Origin of the sequence: Cupriavidus nantongensis, from assembly GCF_001598055.1 — a bacterium.
Lineage (GTDB): Bacteria > Pseudomonadota > Gammaproteobacteria > Burkholderiales > Burkholderiaceae > Cupriavidus > Cupriavidus nantongensis.
Window position 1 is genome coordinate 3,633,178 of record NZ_CP014844.1, and the last position, 22,770, is coordinate 3,655,947.

At 61.1% G+C, this 22,770-nt stretch carries 21 protein-coding genes; 9 read left to right on the plus strand and 12 right to left on the minus strand.

What is annotated here, in order from left to right; genetic code table 11:
• Nucleotides 1-92 precede the first annotated feature (92 nt).
• The 4 genes from A2G96_RS16735 to A2G96_RS16750 all read right to left on the minus strand — a co-directional run bounded on the left by A2G96_RS16735 (nucleotide 93) and on the right by A2G96_RS16750 (nucleotide 6,210).
• Nucleotides 93-539, minus strand: coding sequence for a GNAT family N-acetyltransferase (locus tag A2G96_RS16735; RefSeq protein WP_062801094.1), 447 nt, complete (start codon nucleotides 537-539; stop codon nucleotides 93-95).
• A gap of 62 nt (nucleotides 540-601) precedes the next feature.
• On the minus strand, nucleotides 602-904 hold the full coding sequence (locus tag A2G96_RS16740; RefSeq protein ID WP_035483982.1) for a type II toxin-antitoxin system TacA family antitoxin: 303 nt from the start codon (nucleotides 902-904) through the stop codon (nucleotides 602-604).
• 412 nt (nucleotides 905-1,316) lie between these two features.
• Nucleotides 1,317-2,555 (minus strand): group II intron reverse transcriptase/maturase, encoded by a 1,239-nt coding sequence (ltrA, locus tag A2G96_RS16745; RefSeq protein ID WP_231909587.1) that lies wholly within the window; start codon nucleotides 2,553-2,555, stop codon nucleotides 1,317-1,319.
• A 688-nt stretch (nucleotides 2,556-3,243) separates the two neighbouring features.
• Entirely contained in the window at nucleotides 3,244-6,210 is a 2,967-nt protein-coding gene (locus A2G96_RS16750; RefSeq protein ID WP_035483985.1) for a Tn3 family transposase, read from the minus strand.
• 155 nt (nucleotides 6,211-6,365) lie between these two features.
• On the opposite strand from A2G96_RS16750, the gene A2G96_RS16755 reads away from it, so the two are divergent.
• The 3 genes from A2G96_RS16755 (at nucleotide 6,366) to A2G96_RS16765 (ending at nucleotide 10,649) form a co-directional block, all read left to right on the plus strand.
• A complete protein-coding gene (locus A2G96_RS16755; protein WP_062801097.1) occupies nucleotides 6,366-8,069 on the plus strand; it encodes a phage integrase family protein in 1,704 nt (567 codons plus the stop codon).
• A 634-nt stretch (nucleotides 8,070-8,703) separates the two neighbouring features.
• Nucleotides 8,704-9,942, plus strand: coding sequence for a group II intron reverse transcriptase/maturase (gene ltrA, locus A2G96_RS16760; protein WP_231909587.1), 1,239 nt, complete (start codon nucleotides 8,704-8,706; stop codon nucleotides 9,940-9,942).
• A 233-nt stretch (nucleotides 9,943-10,175) separates the two neighbouring features.
• Nucleotides 10,176-10,649, plus strand: a complete 474-nt coding sequence (locus A2G96_RS16765) for an EthD domain-containing protein (protein WP_167354351.1) — start codon at nucleotides 10,176-10,178, stop codon at nucleotides 10,647-10,649.
• Between the two features lie 68 nt (nucleotides 10,650-10,717).
• Here the strand turns inward: A2G96_RS16765 and A2G96_RS16770 are convergent, their stop codons facing one another.
• Nucleotides 10,718-11,893, minus strand: a complete 1,176-nt coding sequence (locus A2G96_RS16770) for an NADH:flavin oxidoreductase/NADH oxidase (RefSeq protein ID WP_062798398.1) — start codon at nucleotides 11,891-11,893, stop codon at nucleotides 10,718-10,720.
• Between the two features lie 46 nt (nucleotides 11,894-11,939).
• Nucleotides 11,940-12,596, minus strand: a complete 657-nt coding sequence (locus A2G96_RS16775; protein WP_062798395.1) for a TetR/AcrR family transcriptional regulator — start codon at nucleotides 12,594-12,596, stop codon at nucleotides 11,940-11,942.
• Between the two features lie 413 nt (nucleotides 12,597-13,009).
• On the opposite strand from A2G96_RS16775, the gene A2G96_RS16780 reads away from it, so the two are divergent.
• The 6 genes from A2G96_RS16780 (at nucleotide 13,010) to A2G96_RS33370 (ending at nucleotide 18,960) form a co-directional block, all read left to right on the plus strand.
• Nucleotides 13,010-13,402, plus strand: coding sequence for an ATP-dependent DNA ligase (locus tag A2G96_RS16780; protein ID WP_231909588.1), 393 nt, complete (start codon nucleotides 13,010-13,012; stop codon nucleotides 13,400-13,402).
• A gap of 76 nt (nucleotides 13,403-13,478) precedes the next feature.
• Nucleotides 13,479-13,658 carry a hypothetical protein gene (locus A2G96_RS16785; protein ID WP_062801099.1) on the plus strand — a complete coding sequence of 60 codons (180 nt, stop codon included), beginning with the start codon at nucleotides 13,479-13,481 and terminating at the stop codon, nucleotides 13,656-13,658.
• Between the two features lie 32 nt (nucleotides 13,659-13,690).
• Nucleotides 13,691-13,969 (plus strand): hypothetical protein, encoded by a 279-nt coding sequence (locus A2G96_RS16790; RefSeq protein WP_062801101.1) that lies wholly within the window; start codon nucleotides 13,691-13,693, stop codon nucleotides 13,967-13,969.
• Between the two features lie 173 nt (nucleotides 13,970-14,142).
• On the plus strand, nucleotides 14,143-15,165 hold the full coding sequence (locus A2G96_RS32630; RefSeq protein WP_082818989.1) for a helix-turn-helix domain-containing protein: 1,023 nt from the start codon (nucleotides 14,143-14,145) through the stop codon (nucleotides 15,163-15,165).
• A 274-nt stretch (nucleotides 15,166-15,439) separates the two neighbouring features.
• Nucleotides 15,440-18,628, plus strand: coding sequence for a hypothetical protein (locus A2G96_RS34040; protein ID WP_062801106.1), 3,189 nt, complete (start codon nucleotides 15,440-15,442; stop codon nucleotides 18,626-18,628).
• A gap of 101 nt (nucleotides 18,629-18,729) precedes the next feature.
• Nucleotides 18,730-18,960, plus strand: coding sequence for a YegP family protein (locus A2G96_RS33370; RefSeq protein WP_150124160.1), 231 nt, complete (start codon nucleotides 18,730-18,732; stop codon nucleotides 18,958-18,960).
• A 34-nt stretch (nucleotides 18,961-18,994) separates the two neighbouring features.
• Here the strand turns inward: A2G96_RS33370 and A2G96_RS16805 are convergent, their stop codons facing one another.
• From A2G96_RS16805 to A2G96_RS16830, 6 genes are all read right to left on the minus strand, one after another.
• Complete coding sequence (locus A2G96_RS16805; protein WP_062801108.1) at nucleotides 18,995-19,783, minus strand: DNA adenine methylase; 789 nt, start codon at nucleotides 19,781-19,783, stop codon at nucleotides 18,995-18,997.
• A 144-nt stretch (nucleotides 19,784-19,927) separates the two neighbouring features.
• Nucleotides 19,928-20,218, minus strand: coding sequence for a hypothetical protein (locus tag A2G96_RS16810; RefSeq protein ID WP_150124161.1), 291 nt, complete (start codon nucleotides 20,216-20,218; stop codon nucleotides 19,928-19,930).
• Nucleotides 20,215-20,610: a hypothetical protein gene (locus tag A2G96_RS16815; RefSeq protein ID WP_062801112.1), complete on the minus strand. Its 396-nt coding sequence runs from the start codon at nucleotides 20,608-20,610 to the stop codon at nucleotides 20,215-20,217. Before A2G96_RS16815 ends, A2G96_RS16810 begins: the two co-directional genes overlap by 4 nt.
• Entirely contained in the window at nucleotides 20,607-21,098 is a 492-nt protein-coding gene (locus A2G96_RS16820; protein ID WP_062798390.1) for a lysozyme, read from the minus strand. Before A2G96_RS16820 ends, A2G96_RS16815 begins: the two co-directional genes overlap by 4 nt.
• Nucleotides 21,095-21,370 carry a hypothetical protein gene (locus tag A2G96_RS16825; RefSeq protein WP_062798388.1) on the minus strand — a complete coding sequence of 92 codons (276 nt, stop codon included), beginning with the start codon at nucleotides 21,368-21,370 and terminating at the stop codon, nucleotides 21,095-21,097. The genes A2G96_RS16820 and A2G96_RS16825 overlap by 4 nt, the downstream gene beginning before the upstream one ends.
• Nucleotides 21,371-21,889: 519 nt before the next feature.
• A complete protein-coding gene (locus A2G96_RS16830) occupies nucleotides 21,890-22,513 on the minus strand; it encodes a hypothetical protein (RefSeq protein ID WP_062798385.1) in 624 nt (207 codons plus the stop codon).
• Nucleotides 22,514-22,770: the final 257 nt, after the last annotated feature.

Consider the following 22,770-nt stretch of genomic DNA (forward strand, 5'->3'; position numbering starts at 1 on the left):
CGTACGTTGTGCCTAGTCTTTCGTTCGTCCAACTGGAACTTGAAAGTGGGCGACTGAAAGCCCGGGCGGAAGTGGTAGCCGATGTGGTTACATCAGATCGGTTCGAATCCGCGAACATGCTGGCAGACCGCATCCATGCTCCTCATCGGCAGAATCAAACGTCGCCGATCCGTTGCCAGCGCTTCGAATCCAAAGTGTTGATAGAAATCAGCCGCAGACGAGCTGGTAGCATTGGCCAGCACACACTGCACGTCGGTCCGCAGTGAAGCATCGCGAACTACGTGGAGGGCGTGCCTTAGGAGGTATCCGCCGAGGCCTTGACGGACGACGTGCCGATCGACCGCAAGCCGTGTCAGGAGCACGGCTGACACATCCTGGCCCGCACGTCTTTCGGAAATCCCCGCGAACAGCAGTCTCGTCGCCGCAAGCGCGTAGTACCCTAAGAGGCGCGCCGGCTCACCGTCATCGACGGCAACGTACGTGCGGGTGAGGTTCTGTTGCGCGTGCTGCGTCGCAGTTTGACGCAGCCAATCGTTCATCGGGCCAACACTGCAGTCAAACGCGCTGCGATCGTCCTGGGAGGTTAAGGGCCGAACCTTTATCAATTTTCTGAAGTTCTCACACGTTTGATTGTCGGTTTCTGGGATTCACTGGGCGTTGCTGGCTCGCCCAACAGCGCAAAAAGTTTCTTTGACTCGTCGATCGACAGCTTGATAGCGTGGATGAACTCTGCCTTCTCAATCACCTGTTGGGCTGCACTGAGCGCCGATTGCACGACGAACTGGTTAAGGGTGCTGTCTGAAAGATCAGCAGCCAACCTCAAGATCTCTTGTTTTTCCGCACTTAAGCGGGCCGTGATGCGACCACGCCCGGATGCGTCATCGGTGCGAGCAGGCTTTGCCATGTGTTCTTCCTTTAGAGCAATACGCGAGTCCCCCATTTTCCGTGACGGATTGACAATGCGCTCATCAGAGGGCACGTACTTTCCACCACGTCGCGCGCACGCCACGGCATGCAGGCGCGGCAGTTTAGCACCATGGTGCCAAAGTGGCACCTTTTTTTGGGCGGGCCTCGTGTTTGTACAAACTGCTTGCCACGTACGCTGGCGCTCATGATCGGGCCAGTGGGGAGACGTTGGGGGTCGTTTCAGAAGACCGGTAGAGTCGAGATGTGACGCGGTGGCGTTAGGTTCTGCATATCAGTAGCCGCCCCTTTCGTTTGGCGGTGCCTCATTAGCCGAACCGTGGCTCCGTTTTCACATCCCGCTCATCGAACCGGACGTGCGCTACTAACGCATCCGGCTCTCGGACAGAACATCATGCCTTCGCCCACGGAAGGTTCTGCGGAAGCTTTGGCAGGCGGATGAGTCCAAGCTGCTGGTAGAGATACTCATCGGGGTAGCGCGCTACTCCCCCACTGCGCTGCTTGTGCTTCTTGCACAACCATCGGCGGAGCCGGTTTGTGGTGTACTTGTCGAGGAACCGATAGGCAGGAGTGACCGGGCCGAGGCTAAAGTAGTTGGCCCATCCGCCAAGTTTCTGATTCAGACGCTTCACCATTTCCCCGGCATCCATCCATGCCATGTTTCGGCCTGTCTGGATACGCACCGTTTCAGTCATGCGCTTTATGCTCTTTCGCGACGGTCGAGCGGCGATGTACGGCCGCCGAGTCTTGACCGAGTAGCGCCGACCAAAGGTGTACCCCAGGAAGTCGAACTCGCCATCCGGAAGGCGGCAAATCCGGGTCTTTTCTTCGTTCACCGTAAGCTTAAGCAGGCCCATCATCTGCCGCATGGCGGCGAGCGCCTTCTGGGCATTGCTGCCCTTACAGCAGATGACCAGATCGTCGGCATAATTGACGATCCGAGCACCAAGCCGCTGTTCCAAGCCAGCCTTCTTCCACCCCAAGATAAATCGTCGCATGTACAGATTGGACAGTAGGGGTGAGATCGGCGAGCCCTGCGGAATGCCCCGCTTGGTATCCCGATTGGACGTCGTGCGCTTCTTGCGACCTCGCTCATCCTCCTCTTCCACCGGGGCATCCAGCCAGAGCTTCACCAGATGCAGAACACGCCTATCAACAACCCGGCGTGCTACCGATTTCATGAGTTCGACGTGCGGGATCGTGTCGAAGTACCCGGACAGGTCGGCGTCCACAACATCCTTGTGGCCACTGGCCAGTAGCCCGTGTACCTCGCGCACAGCGCTTTGTGCACTCCGGTTTTGTCGGTAGGCATGCTGTTCTGGCGGCAGATCGGCCTCGAAGATTGGCTCCAAGACCAGCATCGCCGCCGTCTGACACACCCTTTCCGCCAGTCGCGGAATGCCAAGCGGCCTGAGTTTGCCGTTCGGCTTTGGAATATAGACCCTTCTTACCGCTTCCGGACGATACGTTCCATCCCGAAGCTGCTGCGCCAATTCCCCAAGCCATCGCTCCTGCCCATACTGCTCAACATCATCGAACGTCAGGCCGTCTACACCCGGTGCCCCCTTGTTGGCGCGGCAACACGCATAGGCGTGCCTTAGCACGTCCATTCGATAGATCTTGTCGTACAAGGCATAGAAGCGAAACTCGGGTTCTTCCTTCGCTTTCGCATGTAACGCCGTCCGTAGTCCCTGAACGCTAATCGGAGTTGCTAGGTTTCCCAATCTCCTGTCCTTTCCCACTTTCAACGTTGGTTCTGAACTGAGGCCCCTTTCCTCCACTGGCATTACCCAGCTTCCTCGGTAATACGGGCCTCTCCGCCACCCCTATGCGCCCGGCCTGTCCGTCACCGGCTTCCGGTTGGTCGTTGCGCTCGACCACGCACGGGGCTTCCCGTGTTGCATCGGTTTCCCTCTTGTATGCATGCTGTCGCCACTACCCCGGCGGAACCGCGGGGTGCATGTTTCGCTCTCTTCCCCCACGGTGGCAGCCTTCCCCGATATTCCGACGGGTCGGCTTCCGCATTGCGTCTTTCGAGGCCTGCTCAGCGTTCACTCACGTTACGGCCTGCATACTCGCCAAGTCACTTACATGACCCTCTACATCGAAGGCTTCAGCCGCTTCGTTACCTCCACGACTGCTCCGATTGCTACCGGCTGGAGCGAGAGTTGCCGGGCGGGATTCGCACCCGCTGAGAAACCGTGCCTTTGCACGGCGCACAAAATATTGCACGCTAAGCCATGACGGAGGCGCAACGCTGGGCCTCCAGGGTATTGACGAGCCGCCATCGCGCGTGCAATCGCCTGCCGACAGAATTGGCTAGCGCTCTGCCAACGGTCGTAGGGGCCGAAATTTCCCATGCTGCAATTTATGACTCTTGCGCCACACATAATCGCCGGTCAGGTTGATGTGCTCCCAGCCCAGCGGTGACAGGTACGAATAGAGGACAGGATCGACCGACATGTCGCGGTCCTTCAGCGCCTGCACTGCGCGCTCGAGATAGACGGTATTCCACAGGACGATGGCCGCGGTGACCAGGTTCAGACCGCTGGCGCGGTAACGCTGCTGCTCGAAGCTGCGATCGCGGATCTCGCCGAGCCGGTAGAAGAAGACCGATCGCGCGAGCGCATTGCGCGCCTCGCCCTTGTTGAGTCCAGCGTGGGATCGGCGCCGCAGTTCCAGGTCCTGCAGCCAATCCAGCGTGAACAGCGTCCGCTCGATGCGGCCGAGTTCGCGAAGCGCGACCGCCAGACCATTCTGTCGCGGGTAGCTGCCGAGCTTACGCAGCATCAGCGACGCAGTGACCGTACCTTGGCGGATGGATGTCGCGAGGCGCAGCACCTCGTCCCAGTGCGTGCGAATCAGTTTCTCTTTGTACGCGCCACCGATCATCGGCGCCAATGCCGGATAGTCGTCAGGATTGTCGGGGACGTACAGCTTCGAGTCCGCGAGATCGCGAATGCGTGGGGAGAAGCGGAACCCGAGCAGATGCATCAAGGCAAAGACGTGGTCGGTGAAGCCGTTGGTATCCGTATAGTGTTCCTGGATGCGCAGATCCGACTCGTGGTACAGCAGGCCGTCGAGCACGTAGGTCGAATCACGGACGCCGACGTTCACCAGCTTGGAATGATAGGGCGCGTACTGGTCCGAGATGTGCGTGTAGATCATCCGGCCGGGCTCGGAGCCGTACTTGGGGTTGATGTGGCCGGTGCTTTCCGCGCGGCCGCCTGCCTTGAAGCGCTGGCCGTCCGACGATGATGTCGTGCCATCGCCCCAATGGGAAGCAAAGGCATGGGCGGACTGGGCGTTGACCAGGTCCGCCAGCCCCTGCGAATAGGTCTCGTCGCGGATATGCCAAGCCTGCAGCCAGGACAATTTGGCATAGGTCGTGCCCGGGCAGGATTCCGCCATCTTGGTCAGCCCAAGGTTGATGGCGTCAGCGAGAATGGTCGTCAGCAACAAGGTCTTGTCCCCGGCGGACTCTCCTGTCTTCAGGTGTGTGAAATGGCGGGTGAAGCCGGTCCACTCGTCGACCTCCATCAGCAGCTCCGTGATCTTGACGCGCGGCAGCATGAGCGCGGTCTGGTCGATCAGGGTCTGTGCTTCCATCGGGACGGCGGCGTCAAGTGGCGAGATCTTCAGGCCGGATTCGGTGATGATCGCATCTGGCAGCTTGTTGGCGGCGGCCAAGCGGTTGACGGTGGCCAGCTTCAGTTCCAGCAACCGGCGCCGCTCATTCAGGTAGCGCTCGCAATCCGTGGCGATGGGCAGTGGCAAAAGACGGCTTTCTCTGAGCGCGACGAACTTTTCGGCGGGCAACAGATACTCATCGAAATCCTTGAACTGCCGCGAGCCCTGAACCCAGATGTCGCCGGAGCGCAGGCGGTTCCGGAGTTCGGACAGCGCACACAACTCATAGTACCGGCGATCGATGCCATTCTTGGCCAGCACCAGGGGTTCCCAGCGCTTCTTGATGAATGAGGTTGGCGCGTCGGCCGGCACCTTGCGCGCATCGTTAAGGTTCATTACCCGGATCGTGTCGATGGCTGCCAGCACGTCCTTGGCCGCCGGCGCGGCACGCAGCTTCAGGATATCGAGGAATTCCGGCACGTAGCGGCGCAGTGTCGAGAAATGGTCGCCGACCAGGTGAAGGAAGTCGAACGCCTCGGGCTGGGCCAGTTGCTCGGCTTCGGTGACACTCCTGGTGAATACCTGCCACGGCATCACCGCTTCGATGGCCTCGAACGGGTCGCCGCCGCATTCCTTCGCCTGCAGCAGGGCCCGACCGATTTTCGAGTACTGCCGGATCTTGTCATTGATCGACTTGCCGGCCAGGTGAAATTGCTCCCGGTGCTTCTTCTTGGCAAAGTTGAACAGTCGCCCCAGAATCCGGTCATGCAAGTCGACGATTTCATCGGTGACCGTCGCGCAGGCCTCGATCACGACGGCGGTCAGCGTCGCGTGCCGGCGCCGCGGTTCGAATTTGGCGAGGTCGTTCGGCGTCATCTGGGCCCCCTCTCGGGCGATCTTGAGCAGCCGGTTCTGGTGGACCAGACGATCAATGCCCTCAGGCAGTCCGATGGCGCGCAGCATCTTCAGGCGATCGATGTGCTGCAGCATCTGGCGCGAACTGGCCTTGCCCGGCGGGAGCCGCAGCCAGGCCAGCCAGGTCAGACGCCCGTCTGGCCGACGCTGCAGCAGCATGTCGAGCTGTTGTCGGTGGTGCTCCGAGAGCGGTTCGGTCAACACCTGGTAAATGCGACGGGTGGCGAGGGTGATGGCTTCCGCGCACATGCGCTCGATCACATTCGAATTCGGCAGTAGCAGCGATTGCTGGCGCAGGTATTCAATCAATGCCGTGGCGAGGACAATGCCCTTGTCGGTTTGCTGGGCCAACTCCGACAGGGACTCGACGGCAGTGCGGTAGTCCGCCATCGTGAACGGCCGCACCTGCAGAACCACCTGCAGTTCTGCCTGGTGCTCTCTGCGGGTCTGGTCACGCCGCCCATAGTCTGGCCAATGCGAGGGCGCAATACGCAACTGCTGCGCCACCACCTGCAGCAATGCCTGCGGCGGCTCCTCGCCCGCTGCCAGCATGATGCCGGGATAGCGCATGCAGCAGAGCTGGACCGCGAACCCCAGCCGGTTGGCGGCGCCCCGGCGCTGCCGGATCAGCGCAAGATCCGACTCGTTGAACGTGTAGTGACGGATGAGTTCGTCTTTGCTGTCGGGAAATGCGAGCAGGCTTTCCCGCTCGGTGGTGGAAAGTACGGTGCGGCGTGGCATGCCAGTGGTTCACGATAGCTCGGAATCCGCGGTTCTGGGGGGCACGACACCGGCTTCCGAGGGTAGTTTCGGGAAAAAAATCAGCAGTCTAATACGTTCTATTACGATAATCCTTCTTATCGTAATGGATGGATTTTCGGCGTAAACTGGCCGGCATGAAAACGCGCCAGACCCCGCATCCCGTCGACGGCATATCTCCCGGCTTTCCAGATGAGGCTGCGCTTGCCGCGCTGCGCGCGTGGTACGCAGGCCTGTCGTCCCGCGCCGCGGTGGAGCGCTATCTGGCCCATGCGAAGGCGCCCGGCCAGTCGGCACGCGGGATCCTGGGCCAAATCCGTCGGCAACTGATCGCGTTCGCGCAGCACCGCCAACGCGCCGACCTCGCTGACCTGCTTCGGCATCCCATGAGCGAACGGCAACAGCAGGCGAGCGCCGTGGGACACGCGATCGAAATCCTGCGCTCCCTTCCGGTCCCGCAACCCCAAGTCACGGACGATATCGGGCTTTGGCTGTCACCCCGGGCCGCGCGTGCGCTGCGCGCCCACGGCATCCAGACCCTGGCTGACCTGACCGTACGGGTGCCGCGCCGGCGTCGCTGGTGGAGCGCGATCGCAGGATTAGGGCTGGCCAGCGCCCGGCAGATCGAGGGCTTCTTTGGCGCGCATCCGCAACTGACTGAGCGGGCGCGCGCGCTGGTCGTCGCAGCTTCGGTTGGCCCGGGCGAAGTGGTTCCGTGGGAGCGGCTGCGGCTGCCGCACGAGGTGGACGGCTCGCGAGGGAGCTTCCGGGCTCCGCGGCAGGCCTGCACGCTCGACGCCTCCAACGACTACGAGGCAGTACAGGCGTGGCTCGCCTTGCACGAGGCCCCCACAACGCTGCGCGCCTACCGGAAGGAGGCCGAGCGGCTCATCCTTTGGGCAATTGTCGAACGCGGTCGTGCGCTGTCATCCCTGACGACTGAAGACGCGATCGCCTATCGCGCCTTCTTGAAGCGACCGACGCCGCGCGAGCGGTGGGTCGGGCCGCCGCGAGCCCGTAACGCGCCCGACTGGCGCCCCTTCGCGGGCGGCCTGTCAGCCCGCTCCACGGCGTACGCGCTATCCGTGCTAGGTGCGCTGTTCCGCTGGCTGATCGAGCAACGCTACGTGTTGGCCAATCCGTTTGCCGGGATCAAGGTACGTGGGCGCACCCGCGTTGCCGCCCTCGATACGTCCAGAGGATTTACCGAGGGCGAATGGCTGCTGGTGCGTACCATCGCGGACGGCCTGGAATGGTCCTATGACTGGGATACCTCGGCCGCCCAGCGCCTGCGATTCATCCTGGATTTCGCCTATGCGACCGGCTTGCGTGCCAGCGAGCTGGTCGCTGCAACCCTGGGCGACATTCACGTCGATGCACACCACGACCACTGGCTGCACTTGATCGGCAAAGGCAGTCGCCCCGGGAAAGTGGCGCTTCCGCCTCTTGCGCGATCGGCGCTCGACCAGTACCTCGTGCAACGGGGGCTTCCTGTGACGCCGGCCCACTGGGATCCCAAGACGCCGCTCCTCTCCAGCCTGGAACAGGATAGCGAGGCCAGCATTACCGGAACCCGACTCTGGCACGTGATGCGGCGCTTCTTTGTCCAGGCCGCCGATGTAATTGGCGCCGACAACCCATCAGTGGCCGAAAAGCTGCGCCGGGCTAGCCCGCACTGGACGCGGCATACCCACGCCACACACGCGCTGGCCCGCGGCGCGGAATTGACCAGCGTGCGCGACAACCTTCGTCACGCGTCGGTGGCCACGACCTCGATCTATCTGCAAAGCGACGAGGTCAAGCGGGCACGCCAGATGAATCTAGCCTTCGCCGCTCGGTAATCGGCGCTCGGCCGGGAGCTTCCATGGCTTAGCGTGCAATATTTTGTGCGCCGTGCAAAGGCACGGTTTCTCAGCGGGTGCGAATCCCGCCCGGCAACTCTCGCTCCAGCCGGTAGCAATCGGAGCAGTCGTGGAGGTAACGAAGCGGCTGAAGCCTTCGATGTAGAGGGTCATGTAAGTGACTTGGCGAGTATGCAGGCCGTAACGTGAGTGAACGCTGAGCAGGCCTCGAAAGACGCAATGCGGAAGCCGACCCGTCGGAATATCGGGGAAGGCTGCCACCGTGGGGGAAGAGAGCGAAACATGCACCCCGCGGTTCCGCCGGGGTAGTGGCGACAGCATGCATACAAGAGGGAAACCGATGCAACACGGGAAGCCCCGTGCGTGGTCGAGCGCAACGACCAACCGGAAGCCGGTGACGGACAGGCCGGGCGCATAGGGGTGGCGGAGAGGCCCGTATTACCGAGGAAGCTGGGTAATGCCAGTGGAGGAAAGGGGCCTCAGTTCAGAACCAACGTTGAAAGTGGGAAAGGACAGGAGATTGGGAAACCTAGCAACTCCGATTAGCGTTCAGGGACTACGGACGGCGTTACATGCGAAAGCGAAGGAAGAACCCGAGTTTCGCTTCTATGCCTTGTACGACAAGATCTATCGAATGGACGTGCTAAGGCACGCCTATGCGTGTTGCCGCGCCAACAAGGGGGCACCGGGTGTAGACGGCCTGACGTTCGATGATGTTGAGCAGTATGGGCAGGAGCGATGGCTTGGGGAATTGGCGCAGCAGCTTCGGGATGGAACGTATCGTCCGGAAGCGGTAAGAAGGGTCTATATTCCAAAGCCGAACGGCAAACTCAGGCCGCTTGGCATTCCGCGACTGGCGGAAAGGGTGTGTCAGACGGCGGCGATGCTGGTCTTGGAGCCAATCTTCGAGGCCGATCTGCCGCCAGAACAGCATGCCTACCGACAAAACCGGAGTGCACAAAGCGCTGTGCGCGAGGTACACGGGCTACTGGCCAGTGGCCACAAGGATGTTGTGGACGCCGACCTGTCCGGGTACTTCGACACGATCCCGCACGTCGAACTCATGAAATCGGTAGCACGCCGGGTTGTTGATAGGCGTGTTCTGCATCTGGTGAAGCTCTGGCTGGATGCCCCGGTGGAAGAGGAGGATGAGCGAGGTCGCAAGAAGCGCACGACGTCCAATCGGGATACCAAGCGGGGCATTCCGCAGGGCTCGCCGATCTCACCCCTACTGTCCAATCTGTACATGCGACGATTTATCTTGGGGTGGAAGAAGGCTGGCTTGGAACAGCGGCTTGGTGCTCGGATCGTCAATTATGCCGACGATCTGGTCATCTGCTGTAAGGGCAGCAATGCCCAGAAGGCGCTCGCCGCCATGCGGCAGATGATGGGCCTGCTTAAGCTTACGGTGAACGAAGAAAAGACCCGGATTTGCCGCCTTCCGGATGGCGAGTTCGACTTCCTGGGGTACACCTTTGGTCGGCGCTACTCGGTCAAGACTCGGCGGCCGTACATCGCCGCTCGACCGTCGCGAAAGAGCATAAAGCGCATGACTGAAACGGTGCGTATCCAGACAGGCCGAAACATGGCATGGATGGATGCCGGGGAAATGGTGAAGCGTCTGAATCAGAAACTTGGCGGATGGGCCAACTACTTTAGCCTCGGCCCGGTCACTCCTGCCTATCGGTTCCTCGACAAGTACACCACAAACCGGCTCCGCCGATGGTTGTGCAAGAAGCACAAGCAGCGCAGTGGGGGAGTAGCGCGCTACCCCGATGAGTATCTCTACCAGCAGCTTGGACTCATCCGCCTGCCAAAGCTTCCGCAGAACCTTCCGTGGGCGAAGGCATGATGTTCTGTCCGAGAGCCGGATGCGTTAGTAGCGCACGTCCGGTTCGATGAGCGGGATGTGAAAACGGAGCCACGGTTCGGCTAATGAGGCACCGCCAAACGAAAGGGGCGGCTACTGATATGCAGAACCTAACGCCACCGCGTCACATCTCGACTCTACCCGTTTTCTGAAGCGACCCCACAAAGGGCGAACTGCTATTCGACGCGATGGAAGAGCGGACGTATCAGACGCTCATGAAAGCACAAGCCGCAAGCTTGGCGATGCAGACAGAGGCGAGCGACCCACGTCGCCCGGACGATCTGATTGATCGGGAACGAATGACTGTCCTGATTGTGACGGCCCATGTGGCAAAGGACGGTGAAATACCCCCCTCGTCAGTCAAGAACGTTGAGTTTGTTTCACGGCGCCCGGGCATGGAAACGAAGCACTTCTTCGACTACTGGCAAGATGTCCACGGCCCGATCGCAAGACAGATCGAGTACATCCGGCGCTACGAGCAGAATCACGCACGCCCCGAGTACTCTCCTGTTCGCCAGCCATATGACGGGCTGGCGATCACATGGTTCGCGTCAACTGCCGACATGCGCGCCGGTACACAGACCGATGCCTACCAGGTGACGAGAGCAGACGAGCCCAACTTTCTTCCTGACGGCCACTTACCGATAATTGTTTCGCGCGAGATTCTGGATTCGCGCGCATCGGCATAGTCATGTGAAGCAGCTTCGCACCTGGCGACAATTTCGACATCTGTGGCCAGGTGCTTCCGGCTGGGGCGTTAATCCTTACTTGTACTGCGCGCGATAGCCCCAAGATGTTCGAACGACTCATCCTGCTGCCTGGCGCGTCGCTTCAGCCACCAGCCATGCTGTTCAACCCAAGCCTCCCATCCCGAATTACCCTGCTCAAATAGGGCGGCATGGCTTGCCCAATTTGGGTTGAACAAAGCTTCGCGAGCAATCGCAATCAAGTCAGCGCTCTCGTCGTCCAGGACTTGTTGCGCGTGCGACGGATCACGAATCAGTCCAACCGCAACGGTCCGCACCCCGACTTCCTCACGAATTCGACGCGCGTACGGCACATGATATCCGGGCGTTCGACCCACTAGCTGCTTGTCCTTGGGAAGGACCATTCCCCCGGATGAACAGTCGACGGCGTCGACTCCAAGCTTGCGCAGTTCCGTGGCAAAACTCACGCTGTCTTCCACACCCCACCCTGCATCCAGGCCGTCTACACTCGATATACGAACGAACAGAGGCTTGCTTGCAGGCCATACCTTGCGCACCGCCTCAACGACTTCCAGGGGAAAGCGCATGCGGTTTTCCAGCGAACCGCCAAACCGATCCAACCTATGGTTACTTAGTGGCGATAGAAATGAGTGCAAAAGGTATCCGTGCGCGCAATGGAGCTCCAGCACGTCAAAGCCTGCAGCGTTGGCGCGTTCCGTGCTGGCCACAAATTCACTGATAATCTGATGCAGATCCGCCTCGGTAAGAGGTTGAGCGTCAGACGCTGTATTGCCCTCCTCGCTGACCGACACCCCAACGGTCGCCCAGCCTTGCTCGACAGCGTGAGCCGACTCACTAGCACTCAATGGCCCCCCACCCTCCCAGGGCCGCTGCGACGCTCCCTTGTCGCCGCTATGAGAGAGCTGGATGCCAACTGCAGCATCGAAACGATGCACAAAATCTGTAATGCGTTTAAGCGGCGCGACTTGTTCGTCAGACCATAGACCGAGACAACCGGGGGTAATACGCCCCTGCGCACTGACCGCCGTAGCCTCCACGAACACTAAACCGGCGCCGCCTAGCGCAAACCGGCCCAGATGTACAAGGTGCAAGTCATCTGCCATTCCCTCCTGCGCGCTGTACATGCACATCGGCGAAATCACAACACGGTTCTTGAGCTCCACAGTACGGAATTTGATTGGGGACCATAGAAGCGTTTTGTCCATGTGCACTCCGGAAACGTTTAGAGATATAGTCGCTTTAAGGGAAATGTCATTTCTCTTCGGGTGGTCGCCCCACAAGCCCGTAGAGAACAAACTTCATATAGGCATCCGCTGCCAAACGAGGAAGTTCGACGCTGCGGCCATCGGGGGACATATAGCGTTGAGACAGATAGCTACGGGCCGCCATCAACATGTAGGCAACGACTTCGAGTTCACCCTCCGAGTAATCCTGCAACTCACCGTTTTTCATGGAACGCTGCAGGAAACGGATGTACCGCTTCGATACGTTGTCGAGGTGCTTCTGAAACCCTGCCGGGGCGAAGCTTTCCGCTTCATTCAGAATGCGGGGAAACTGGGGAGTACTTTTAAGAAATCCGAAAAAGGCGCGGAAGCTCTTCTCCTCGAGATCACGGAATCCGCTTCCGCCCACAGCTTCATCGCGGACGTAGTCGAGCATCTGCTCGCCAAGATCTGGAAGAAGGGAGTCCAGCAAATCTTGTCGCGACTTGAAATAGTTGTAGAACGTGCCCTGGCCCACCCCGGCACGCTGCGTGATCATTGTTACGGAAGCTTCCGCATAGCCCACCTCGCCCACCACCTCGGCTGCGGCAGACAATAGAGCGCTTCGAATGCGCTCTGACCGCTCCGAACGGGAACTCGCGGTTTTCCAAGACGCTGCCCGCGCCACATTCGTCATGTGTTTCATAGTGCTACGCGTGCTTCAAGGCCGCCGCCTTGAAGAATCGTGAATCGTGAATCACTGTAGCACAATATTGTCGACTGTGAGGACTAAAGACCTAGAGGTTGTTGGCGGAACGCGAGAATACGCCTAAAAATGCACACGCCACGGCGATACCAAATTTCTGCTGCACTTCAGGTCGCATCAGTTTCTAAGCCGCCATGCGATCAGGGCGGCTTAGACCGGCAAATAAGGGTCGGCAAGAGACATTAGCAACCGGCGTAGAGCGGTCAAACGAATTTGCGTTTCCCTGATCGTGCTGCGGATCCTTGAAACTGTGAGTTCACGTCGACAGCAACCTTAGGAACTCCCAGTCAATCCCGGAGGCGCAGCGTGGTGAGGGCGAACAACTCACAGTGAGTACCGTTCAGAAGGTGTGCGTGCTGGACGACATCGGCCGGAGCGACTTCGAGCGGCTCCACTCACGCGCACGGCGCAAGGGCTGGTACCGGGGCGCCGACTCGGTGGCGTACTGCGTCTTCGACCTGCTGGTCGGCAAGGGGAAGGATCTGAGAGCGCTGCCGCTGGAGCGGCGAAAGGCCGCGCTCCAGAGGCTGCTGACCGAGCCGCCGCCGGGGCTGCTATATGTGGACAGCGTCGAGGATGGCGCTTGGTTGTACGGCCATGCGCTGACGCTCGGATTGGAAGGGGTGGTTGGAAAACGCGCCGGCTCGACTTATCAGGCTGGTGAGCGCTCTCCCGACTGGTTGAAAATAAAGCGGCCCGGGGCGGTCTCGCCTGAGCGGTTCAAGAGGCCGAAGAAAAGTCTTTGACATTAGCCCCTTTGGTGCTAATATTAATCTCAGAGGTAGCGCGCCGCGCCGCCCGACATCCCGAAAGGACGACGAAATGGAAAAGACCTTGGACATCCTGAAGACTGAAGCCGAGATCGGCAAGCTGATGGCCGAGACCATGAAGCTCAACGCCGAAGCCTCCAAGCTGAACCGCGAGCACCGCTGGATGCCGGTGGTGTATGCCACTGGTCTGATCGTAGCGGCGGTCGGCTTCGCAAAGCTCTTTCTGAACTGATCCAAGGCCCGCCGGAAAGGCGGGTTTTTTCTATGCGATACACGCCCCCCTCCCCTGAAAATCTGCAGCGGCTGAAAGCCGAACTCGGTCGCACTGGCGAAGAGATGGCCGAACTGTTTGGCGTAGCCGGTGGGCAGCAGTGGCGTAAATACACAGGCGGCGCTCAGCCGCGAGAGATGGCGCCGCAGATGCTGTTCTTCGGTGCCGCACGCCTGGCGCTATCTGACGAAGAGATGGAGCGTGTGCTCAGCCGTATGCGAGACATCGGTGCCGACATTGACCTTGGCACCGATCCTTCAGATAGGAAATAGAAGCCCACTCTAACCGCTATTGGGGCACGCCCCACCCACCGATCGTCCCGGACTATACAAGCGGCAATGCCCGCAACAGCCGCTGCGCTTCCGCTCGCACTTGTGATTGTCGTCACCCTGCCTTCTCGCTCACCCCGTTATGCTAGTGCGGCGAGCAGTCATTCTGGGGCAACATGATCGAAGTCCACTACATCGAGCGCGACGGTCAGCGCTTAGCGGTCATCCCAGCTGAAACTTGGGATTGCATTGCAGAGTACAGCGAACGCCTGCTGGCAAAGTGCGCGCCCGATGCGGCTGCCTGCAAAGCTTCGGAATCAACGCTGCTAAAAGTGGCTGCGGCGGCTGGCCACTCTCGAATTCGCACATGGCGGAAATCTCGCGGCCTACTTATCAGGGAGCTTGCCGAGAAGGCCAACATCAGCAAGAGCTACCTCCAGTTGATTGAGAACGGCGATCGTCCCGCGACCGCTGCTGTCGTTCAACGTCTTGCAGATGCCCTTGGGTTGCCACCATCGGCTCTCGTTGACCTGGCTCGTCCCGCATCGCCTGGAATGCCGACAACCGACTACTGCCAGCATAATGGGGTGCGGTTCGCGCTGATACCGGCAGATACATGGGATGCAACGCAATCCCTTCTGGCGGGAGCGTTTGATCCGCTTGACGCCACACTCGCAACCAAAGCAGCGCACTTCCCGCTACGTGTGCGCCTCGCCCTAGCAACCGGCGATACCATGCTGCGGGCATGGAGAGTCTATCGGCAAGTCACTGAGCGCCGCTTGGCCCAGATCGCGGGCATCAGCGCCAGCTATTTGCGCATGATGGAACTTGGCGAACGCGCTGGCAGTGTCCAGGCCTGGAATCGGATATCCGCGGCCCTGGAGGTAGAGAAGGATCTGCTGATGGCATACCCGCAGGCATCGCGCAAGCCATTGGCAACTGCCCCGGCTTCCCCCACCCAGGTAAGCCCTCACAAAAGCTCTCGGCGCGCTGTGAAACAGCGCGCTAATCGCGAGGGGATTTCCATGGTCAAAGCCTGGCGGCTTGAGCTCGGTCTCACGCAATCGTCAGCTGCAGCCAGGATGGGCATCACCCCGAACGCATTTGGCGAACTCGAGCGTCGCTCAAACCATCGCGTTTCCACCCTTCATCGCGCCGCCCACGCATTCGGCATTTCGATTCAAGACCTCTTGCCGTAGTTTCCTTCCTGCTGCCAATCCCAGGTTGTCTGCACGCGACTGCGACTAGCCAACGCACGGGGATTCACCGTTTTGTGGCCGCCATCACGGAAGCGGAGCCGTCATTTCCCGATACTCGCCCCGACACGTCAATTTGAGTGTCGCGGACCGCACCGCGAATAGCACGTGCTAGTGAAGGCCGCAACAAAGCGGGATCTGGAGTTCGTTCTGCCGTCCTTCTGCAGACGGCCGGTGGAAATCCAGATCTCTAGTCTTTACCTCCTAGGAGAACCCCATGGCAGCATCTGCCTACTACGATCAGGTCCAGAAGGTCTATATCGCCTACTACGGCCGCCCGGCCGACCCCACTGGCCTGGAATTCTGGGCCACCAAGCTCGACGGCGTCGGTGGCAACCTGAACGCGATCATCGATGCCTTCGGCAACTCGGCCGAGTCGACCGCCCTCTATGGCGGCCAGACCCACGGCGAGAAGATCAACGCGATCTACCAGCAGATGTTCGGCCGTGACGCCGAACCGACTGGCCTCGCCTTCTATACCGGCCTGCTCGCAGCGAACCCGCCCAAGGCCACGCTGGCCAGCATCGCGCTGGACATCGTCAACGGCGCGAAGGATAGCGACAAGGTCGCCGTCGACGCCAAGCTGGCAGCCGCCGAAGGCTTTACCGCCGCGCTGAACACGACCCCGGAAATCCTGAAGTACAGCGGCGACTGGGCCGCCCAGCAGGCGCGCGACTGGCTCAAGCCGGTCGACCAGCCTGGCGAAGGCTCCAACCCGCAGGCCGTGATCGACAAGATCGTCGCCGGTCCGGCACCGCAGCCGGGCAGCAAGGTGCTGACCACCGCCATCGACACCATCACGCTCGGCGCGGCCGACACCGTGACCGGCGGCACCGAGACCCTGACCCAGGGCGACTCGATCACCGGCCCGGGCAAGGTCGTGCTGAGCCTGGCTGCCAAGCAGGATCTGTACTCCGGCACCACCATCGCCGGTGCCAGCAAGGTCACCATCCAGCCGACCGGCGACGTGGCCGTCACCACCAAGAACTGGACCGACATCCAGCAAGTCGTGGTCGAGAAGGTCAAGGGTGACGTGAGCCTGGAAGACCTGCAAGGCGCCGCCACGCAGTATGACCTCGTCGACGCGATCCAGGCCGAAGACAAGATCACGCTGAACTTCGACGGCCAGCAGATCCAGGGCAAGGAAGCCAACGTCTCGGTCAAGGAAGTCAACGCGACGGTGGAGATCAACACCGATGCCGGCTTCGACGTCGAGACCATCAACCTGACCATCAACGATGACAAGGCTGGCTTCGAGTCGAACCTGACCGACCTGATCGGCGACGGCACCAAGACGCTGAACATCAAGGGCGGCCAGGCCGGCCTGAACTTCGGCATCAAGGGCGCGCTGGACTCGTCCCTGACCACCATCGACGCCTCGGGCGCGCTGGCCAACCTGAACCTGAACATCTCGGAATCCGACCAGAAGGTGAACGTCAAGCTGGGCTCGGGCAACGACGTGCTGAACGTCGGTGACTCGCTGCGCACGGGTGACGTGATCGACGGCGGCGCCGGTGCCGACAAGGTCGTCGCCGTGTTCGACGCCAACGCCACGGTGGCCGAAGCCAACCGCGCGCCGACCATGAGCCGCGTCGAGACGCTGGATGCCACGTTCCTGAACGCGGTCCACCTGGACGGCACCAACATCAACGACCTGGCCACCATCAACCTGAAGGCCTCGACCGGCCGTGCCGACTTCAACAACTTCGACAGCACGCTGAAGACCCTGAACATCCAGGGCAACCTGGCGCAGGGCGTCGAAGTGGACTACGACGGCCAGGCGCTGACCACGCTCGATATCAACATCGAAGGCACCACCAGCGCGATCGGCAACGCCGGCAATCCGTCGGGCATCCGCGTCATCAACGCCGACAAGGTGGCGCTGAGCCACAACGGCAGCGAGAGCGTGGTGATTTCGCGCGGCCTGCAGGTGGACGACTCGTTCTCGGGCCGCTACACCACCGACCTGTCGATCACCAACAACTCCGCCGGTAACCTGACCATCGATGGCAACAACTACACGGACAGCGTCATCCTCGACGGCAACACCGTGCAGCGCCTGAACATCAAGTCGACCGGCCTGGGCGACCTGTCGCTGGGCAACCAGTTCGAAAGCCTGATGGATGAAGCGACCAACCTGCAGCACCTGGTCGTGGAAGGCGCCACCGACAGCGACATCGAGATCGGCCGCGTGGGCGATTCCCGTGCCGCCGGCGACCTCGAAACCGTGAAGCTCAGCACCGGCATCAGCACCGAGTTCACCTCGTGGGGCATCGATGCCGCCGACGCCGACAAGCGCGCCACCATCACCAGCATCGACGTTGCTGCCGCGGCTTCGGGCCACATGCACCTGCGCGGCGGCTTCGAAGGCGGCGACTGGCTGCGGGCTGCCTCGGTCAACCTGATGAAGGTCGACGTGGCTGCCGACGCATCGGTGGACGGCGACGCCAGCGATACGGTGTCGGCAAATGGCCAGGGCGAGCACGGCACCAACATCCAGCTGAACTACTCGAATCTGGTCCGCCTGGATCTGGACGAGCAGGCCGGCGCGGACAGCAAGCTGATCCTGTCGGGTTCCGGCAAGGTCACCGGCTTCGCGTTCGAGGACAACAACTTCGCCACCATCGACGCATCGGCCCTGAAGGGCAGCGGCGTGACGATCGTGATGGAAGATCCGTCCGACGCGGCAGCCTTCACCTTCATCGGGTCGGGCAATGATGATCGCGTCTACGCCTCAAACAGCGCCGATACGCTCAACGGTGGCGCCGGCAACGACACGCTGTTCGGTAACGGCGGTGCCGACGTGATCAACGGCGGAGCCGGCAACGACGAGCTGTTCGGCGGCGAAGGCAACGACAAGATCGACGGCGGCGCAGGCGATGACTTCATCGCCGGCGGGCTGCACTCGGACGTGCTGACCGGCGGCGCGGGCGCGGACTCGTTCTACTTCAACTTCGACCAGAACCACCTGGCCGAGGCAGGCAAGTCGACCGACCCGGGCGCTGCTGCCAAGCAGGACGTCATCACCGACTTCAAGGTTGCCGAGGACACCATCCTGGTCGACGTGACGAATCCGCTGAGCGCAGGGGACTATGCCTTCTACGTGACCAACGCGCCTGGCGCCAACGGCTTCCCGGCATTCGCTTACTACATCGGCGACGGCCTGGATCCGGTCAACGTGGTGATCCGCGTGGGCACGTACAACGAAGACGGCTCGTTCAACTACAACGCCAACGGCACCGACCTGCAACTGCTGTTCAACACCGAAGGCGAATCGTTCAACCCGCTCGACTTCACGCTGAACAACGGCGCGCAGGCCTTCGTGCAGGCCGATCACGAAGTCGCGCTGCTGGGCGCGGCGAACCAGCTGGGCAGCCTGTCGACCAGCGACCTGGTCTGGGTCTAAGGATCGTCAGTTGTAGCATGTAGTTGGAGGGGGTTGGCTCACGGGCCGGCCCCCTTTCTCCTTCTGCCTTCATTGAAGGCATCCAAACGCCGCCCCGCCGTATGAATGCCAGCGCCGCCGCTCACAGCCAGAACCATTCCGGTTTGCCATTCGTCGTTATCAGTCGTGAGAATGATGGGGAATGGTATGTCCGCATGGTGACGGACAATTTCATTGTCGCTCTAACCGAGGGTTTCACTTCCAAGCACGAAGCAATAGAAGCGGCAGCACAGGCATTTCCCGGCTTGCGTATCGATGGTCAACAACCCATACGACGAGAGTCTGCAAGTTAAATCGCAACACACATCACGTTTTTGACATGTCGCGCTAGAACAAGCCGGCCGGCTCCGCCGAGTGGTCCCAGCTATAGATGATCACTTCTCGGCTCGTCACCCCCTTCCCGCCGCTGACGGTGTAGTCGATCTCCAGCGTCTCCATTCCAAACTCGCCAAAGATACGACGAATGTCCGGATGGTCATTCAGGCTTACGATGGCCTTACCTTTCAGGCCATGCAGCAGTTGGGCGATCCGCTCATACTCGGCCAGTGGGAATGCCACGCCATAGCCTTCGGTCTGCCAATACGGCGGGTCCATGTAGAACAACGTGTGGGGTCGATCGTATCGCGCCACACAAGTGGCCCAGTCGAGGTTCTCGACATAGGCCCCTGCCAGCCGCAGGTGCGCCGCAGAAAGGTTTTCCTCGAGGCGCAACAAGTTCAGGCCCGGCGGCGTCGTGGTGGCAGTCCCGAAGGTTTGCCCCTCCACTTTTCCGCCAAAGCATGCCTGCTGCAGATAGTAGAAGCGAGCAGCGCGTTGGATGTCCGTCAACGTAGCGGGGACAGTCACTTTGAGCCATTCGAAGACTTGGCGACTCGTCAGGGCCCATTTGAATTGCCGGACGAACTCTTCCAGGTGATGCTGGACCACCCGATAGAGGTTGACCAACTCGCCGTTGACATCGTTGATCACCTCCACTCTCGCCGGCGGCCGGAGAAAGAACAGCGCCGCACCGCCAGCGAACACCTCGACATAGCACTCATGCGCCGGGAAGCGCTTAAGTAGCGTATCCGCGAGGCGGCGCTTGCCGCCGATCCATGGAATGATGGGATTTGCCATTTGTGGTCAGCCTTTCACCTTTTGGTATGATCAGCCCGCCTTCCGGAAAGGTGGCGGGGCCTTGGCTGGGCTCACTGGCACATTCAGTGACTCGGTGGCCGGCGCGGGTGCTGCAACACCGGCGTCGGTCGCCCCGTCTTGCGACTACTGGCAGGCGGCGATCGCCGCCTGCTGCTTTTGCTCGTAAGCTCGGCGCTGCTCAAGCTCTACGAGCGCGGCTTGCCCCTTCGTGTAGACATCGGCGGCCGGATCCACTTGGTCAAGCGCCCAGGCTGGCCGCTCAATCACCGGCACCCGACAGGGCACGCCCACGGGTATCTCCACGGTGCGCGTCTGTGTGATGACCCCGGGCGTGCTGGCGCAGCCAGCGAGCATCGCGAGTGCCGTCAGTCCTCCAACCCATTGTCCTGTCGAAATTTCGCAGATGCGCTTCATCGTCCGATCCTCCGCTCCTTGATTGCCTCGGTCAGCAGCTCGTCGAGCGAGCCGCATAGGTCTTTCGGCCTGGTCGGCGGCCGGCGACTCAGCGCGCCGGCCCGCCGCTCGTACACCGCAGCCCGCTCTTCCGCTGCGGCCACGGCGGATGCGGCCAGCCTGGCCCGTTCAGCGGCTTCCTGCTTCAAATCCTTAACAGCCTTGTCGGCTTTGCCAAGGTCGATCGAGCACTGTTTGTTGGCCCCCACGGCTAGATCCCGCTTCCCCTCGGCATCTTTCTGGCTCTTTCTGGCCAGCTCCAGGCGCGGGGTGTACCAGGACGCCGTGCCGAAGACGCCCAGCACCAGCCCCAACACCAGCGCACCCAGTGCCGCGTAGATCGCGGACCTCATGGCAGCCCCCTTTCACAAACACTGCGCTCAATCGCACGACGTTTGACCAAGCCGGGCAGAACCTTACCGCCTGCAGTCACCCATTGAGGCCGTCCGCTGTCACTCTCGTTCATCGCCCTGCAGGCCCCGCGGAAGTTCCCGGCGTTGAACCGCGCCGCCGTCGCGCTGCCGCAGTAGGCACCGGCGCCCACGTTGATCGCGAAGCTTACGGCCGCCCCCAGTTGCCACGGCCTTCCCTTCAGTCCCGGCGTGCAAGCGAGCACCGGCTCTGCATGCTCGATCAGATCATCGACCAGCAGCTTTTCGCATTCGGCCTCCGTGTATGGCCTGCCAAGCACGGCGGTCTTCGTGTGTCCCGAGCAAGCGGTGACAATGCCGATCGGGTCCCTGTATCCGCGCAGCACCTTGCCCTCAAGCTGCGGCGTGATGGCGAGCAGCCAAGCCGCCGTTGGCGCGCCGACCAGCGCGATCAATTTGGCCTTGCTCATTTGATTCCGCCTCCCTTGATGGCCGTCCACAAGCCAATGACCGCCGCCAGCGCGCCCGCGATGTAGCCGATTGGCTTTGCAGCCCGCCCAAGCCAGGCGATGACCTTGAATCCACCGGAGAGGGCATCGAACAGCTCGACCAGTCCCTGTGTGTTGGCTTCCGTCCGGCGCGTGCACTCGGTGTTCTCCGCCACGCTTTCCTTAAGGGCCTTCACCTCACCGACCAGCTGCTCGAACTCTTCCCGGCTGACATGGTTTGCGTTATCCGGCATGTATTCCCCGTCAAATGAAAAAGCCCGCACGCGGCGGGCACAAAAAAAGCCGCACGAAGCGGCTTGTGATCTGCATCACAGAAACTTATGGCTGTCGGACTACAGTCAGTGCGTTCGGGGTCCTCTCCTCGAGCTTTGCCCGAATGCCAGGCTTCCTTCCCCCCGGCTGCCTGGCTCTTTGTAGGCTAGTCGTGGTCGGCGTCAACACCAGCTCGCGAGATTACCTCTCCAATTCCTTGGTGACAATTCCAGCAGTTACCTATGGCGTGCCGTAATACCTCGCGCCGAAACTGCTCCCATGCAGACACGGCAGCAGGAATTGGAGCAACACGGACGTGAGAAAGAGCTTCCGAAACGCGAAGGCGATAAGGACGCCGAATGGTTGGATCGTCGAATGGCCCATCCGAGGTTACACCCTGGTATTTAATACCCCATACCCGACACAACAGGCCGCGCTTTCCGCAGTGCACCGGATGTTGTGGGACCACAGTTGTGAGGAGAACGGCTGCGAGCGCCAGCTCACACCGGCCAGCCCACCTCAATCTCGTCGCAAAGTGCCTTGACTTCCGCGACGCTTGTGCAACCGCGCACCGCGTCCTGCTTTCGCCCACACGTGCCCGCAATGCGGGCTTCAAGTTTGGACAAGGCCGCCGCTTTGGACAACACCTTCGCCACCAGCTCGACCAAGGGTATGTCTCGCACCTGCGCCTCCATCGCCAGATTCGGCGATCGGCTTGGGTCTTGTGTATCCTGATACGTGACCGCCTCCCAACGCTTGATGCCCCAAGATGCCATCTCTGCCGGGCTGTAGTTGGAAACCACTGCATCGCGCTTGCTCTTGGCCAGCGCTTCGATCGCCTCGATGGCGATGGCCTGCGCCGCCTCCAGTGAGCCAACCATGGCGATCGACCAAGTCTGGTAATAGGTACTGTCAACCAGCTTGAAGCCGGCATCCTGGACGGACTCGAGCAGTCCGACGGTGGGCTTTGCCATATCCATCGCCGGAGCAAAACCATACTCGGCCGCCAGCTCGCCCGGAATCACCACTGGAAACGAGATTCCCGCCGGCAGCTGTTGTCGAAGTTGGTGCTGATTAATGATTGGGCCGGCCGGTTGGCCGTTTTCAATCTTCACATAGTGCATGTCGTGTCCTCAAAGGTCCGCAGCGTTATTTGGATAGGAGCGCCCACCTCCCCACAGGATGCGCACAGCGCCCTTGCCACCGACACCGCCATCCGTGCTGCCGCTGCGACCTCCAGCGCCGCCCCCACCGTAGTTGCCGCCGTTCTTGCCGATGCCAGCGGATCCGCCGGACCCGCCTCCACCGGGCAAACCACTTGAATAGGTGCCGTTCGGCCCTTGGCCTCTCAAGGCGACGCCACCTCCCCCATACCCGCCCC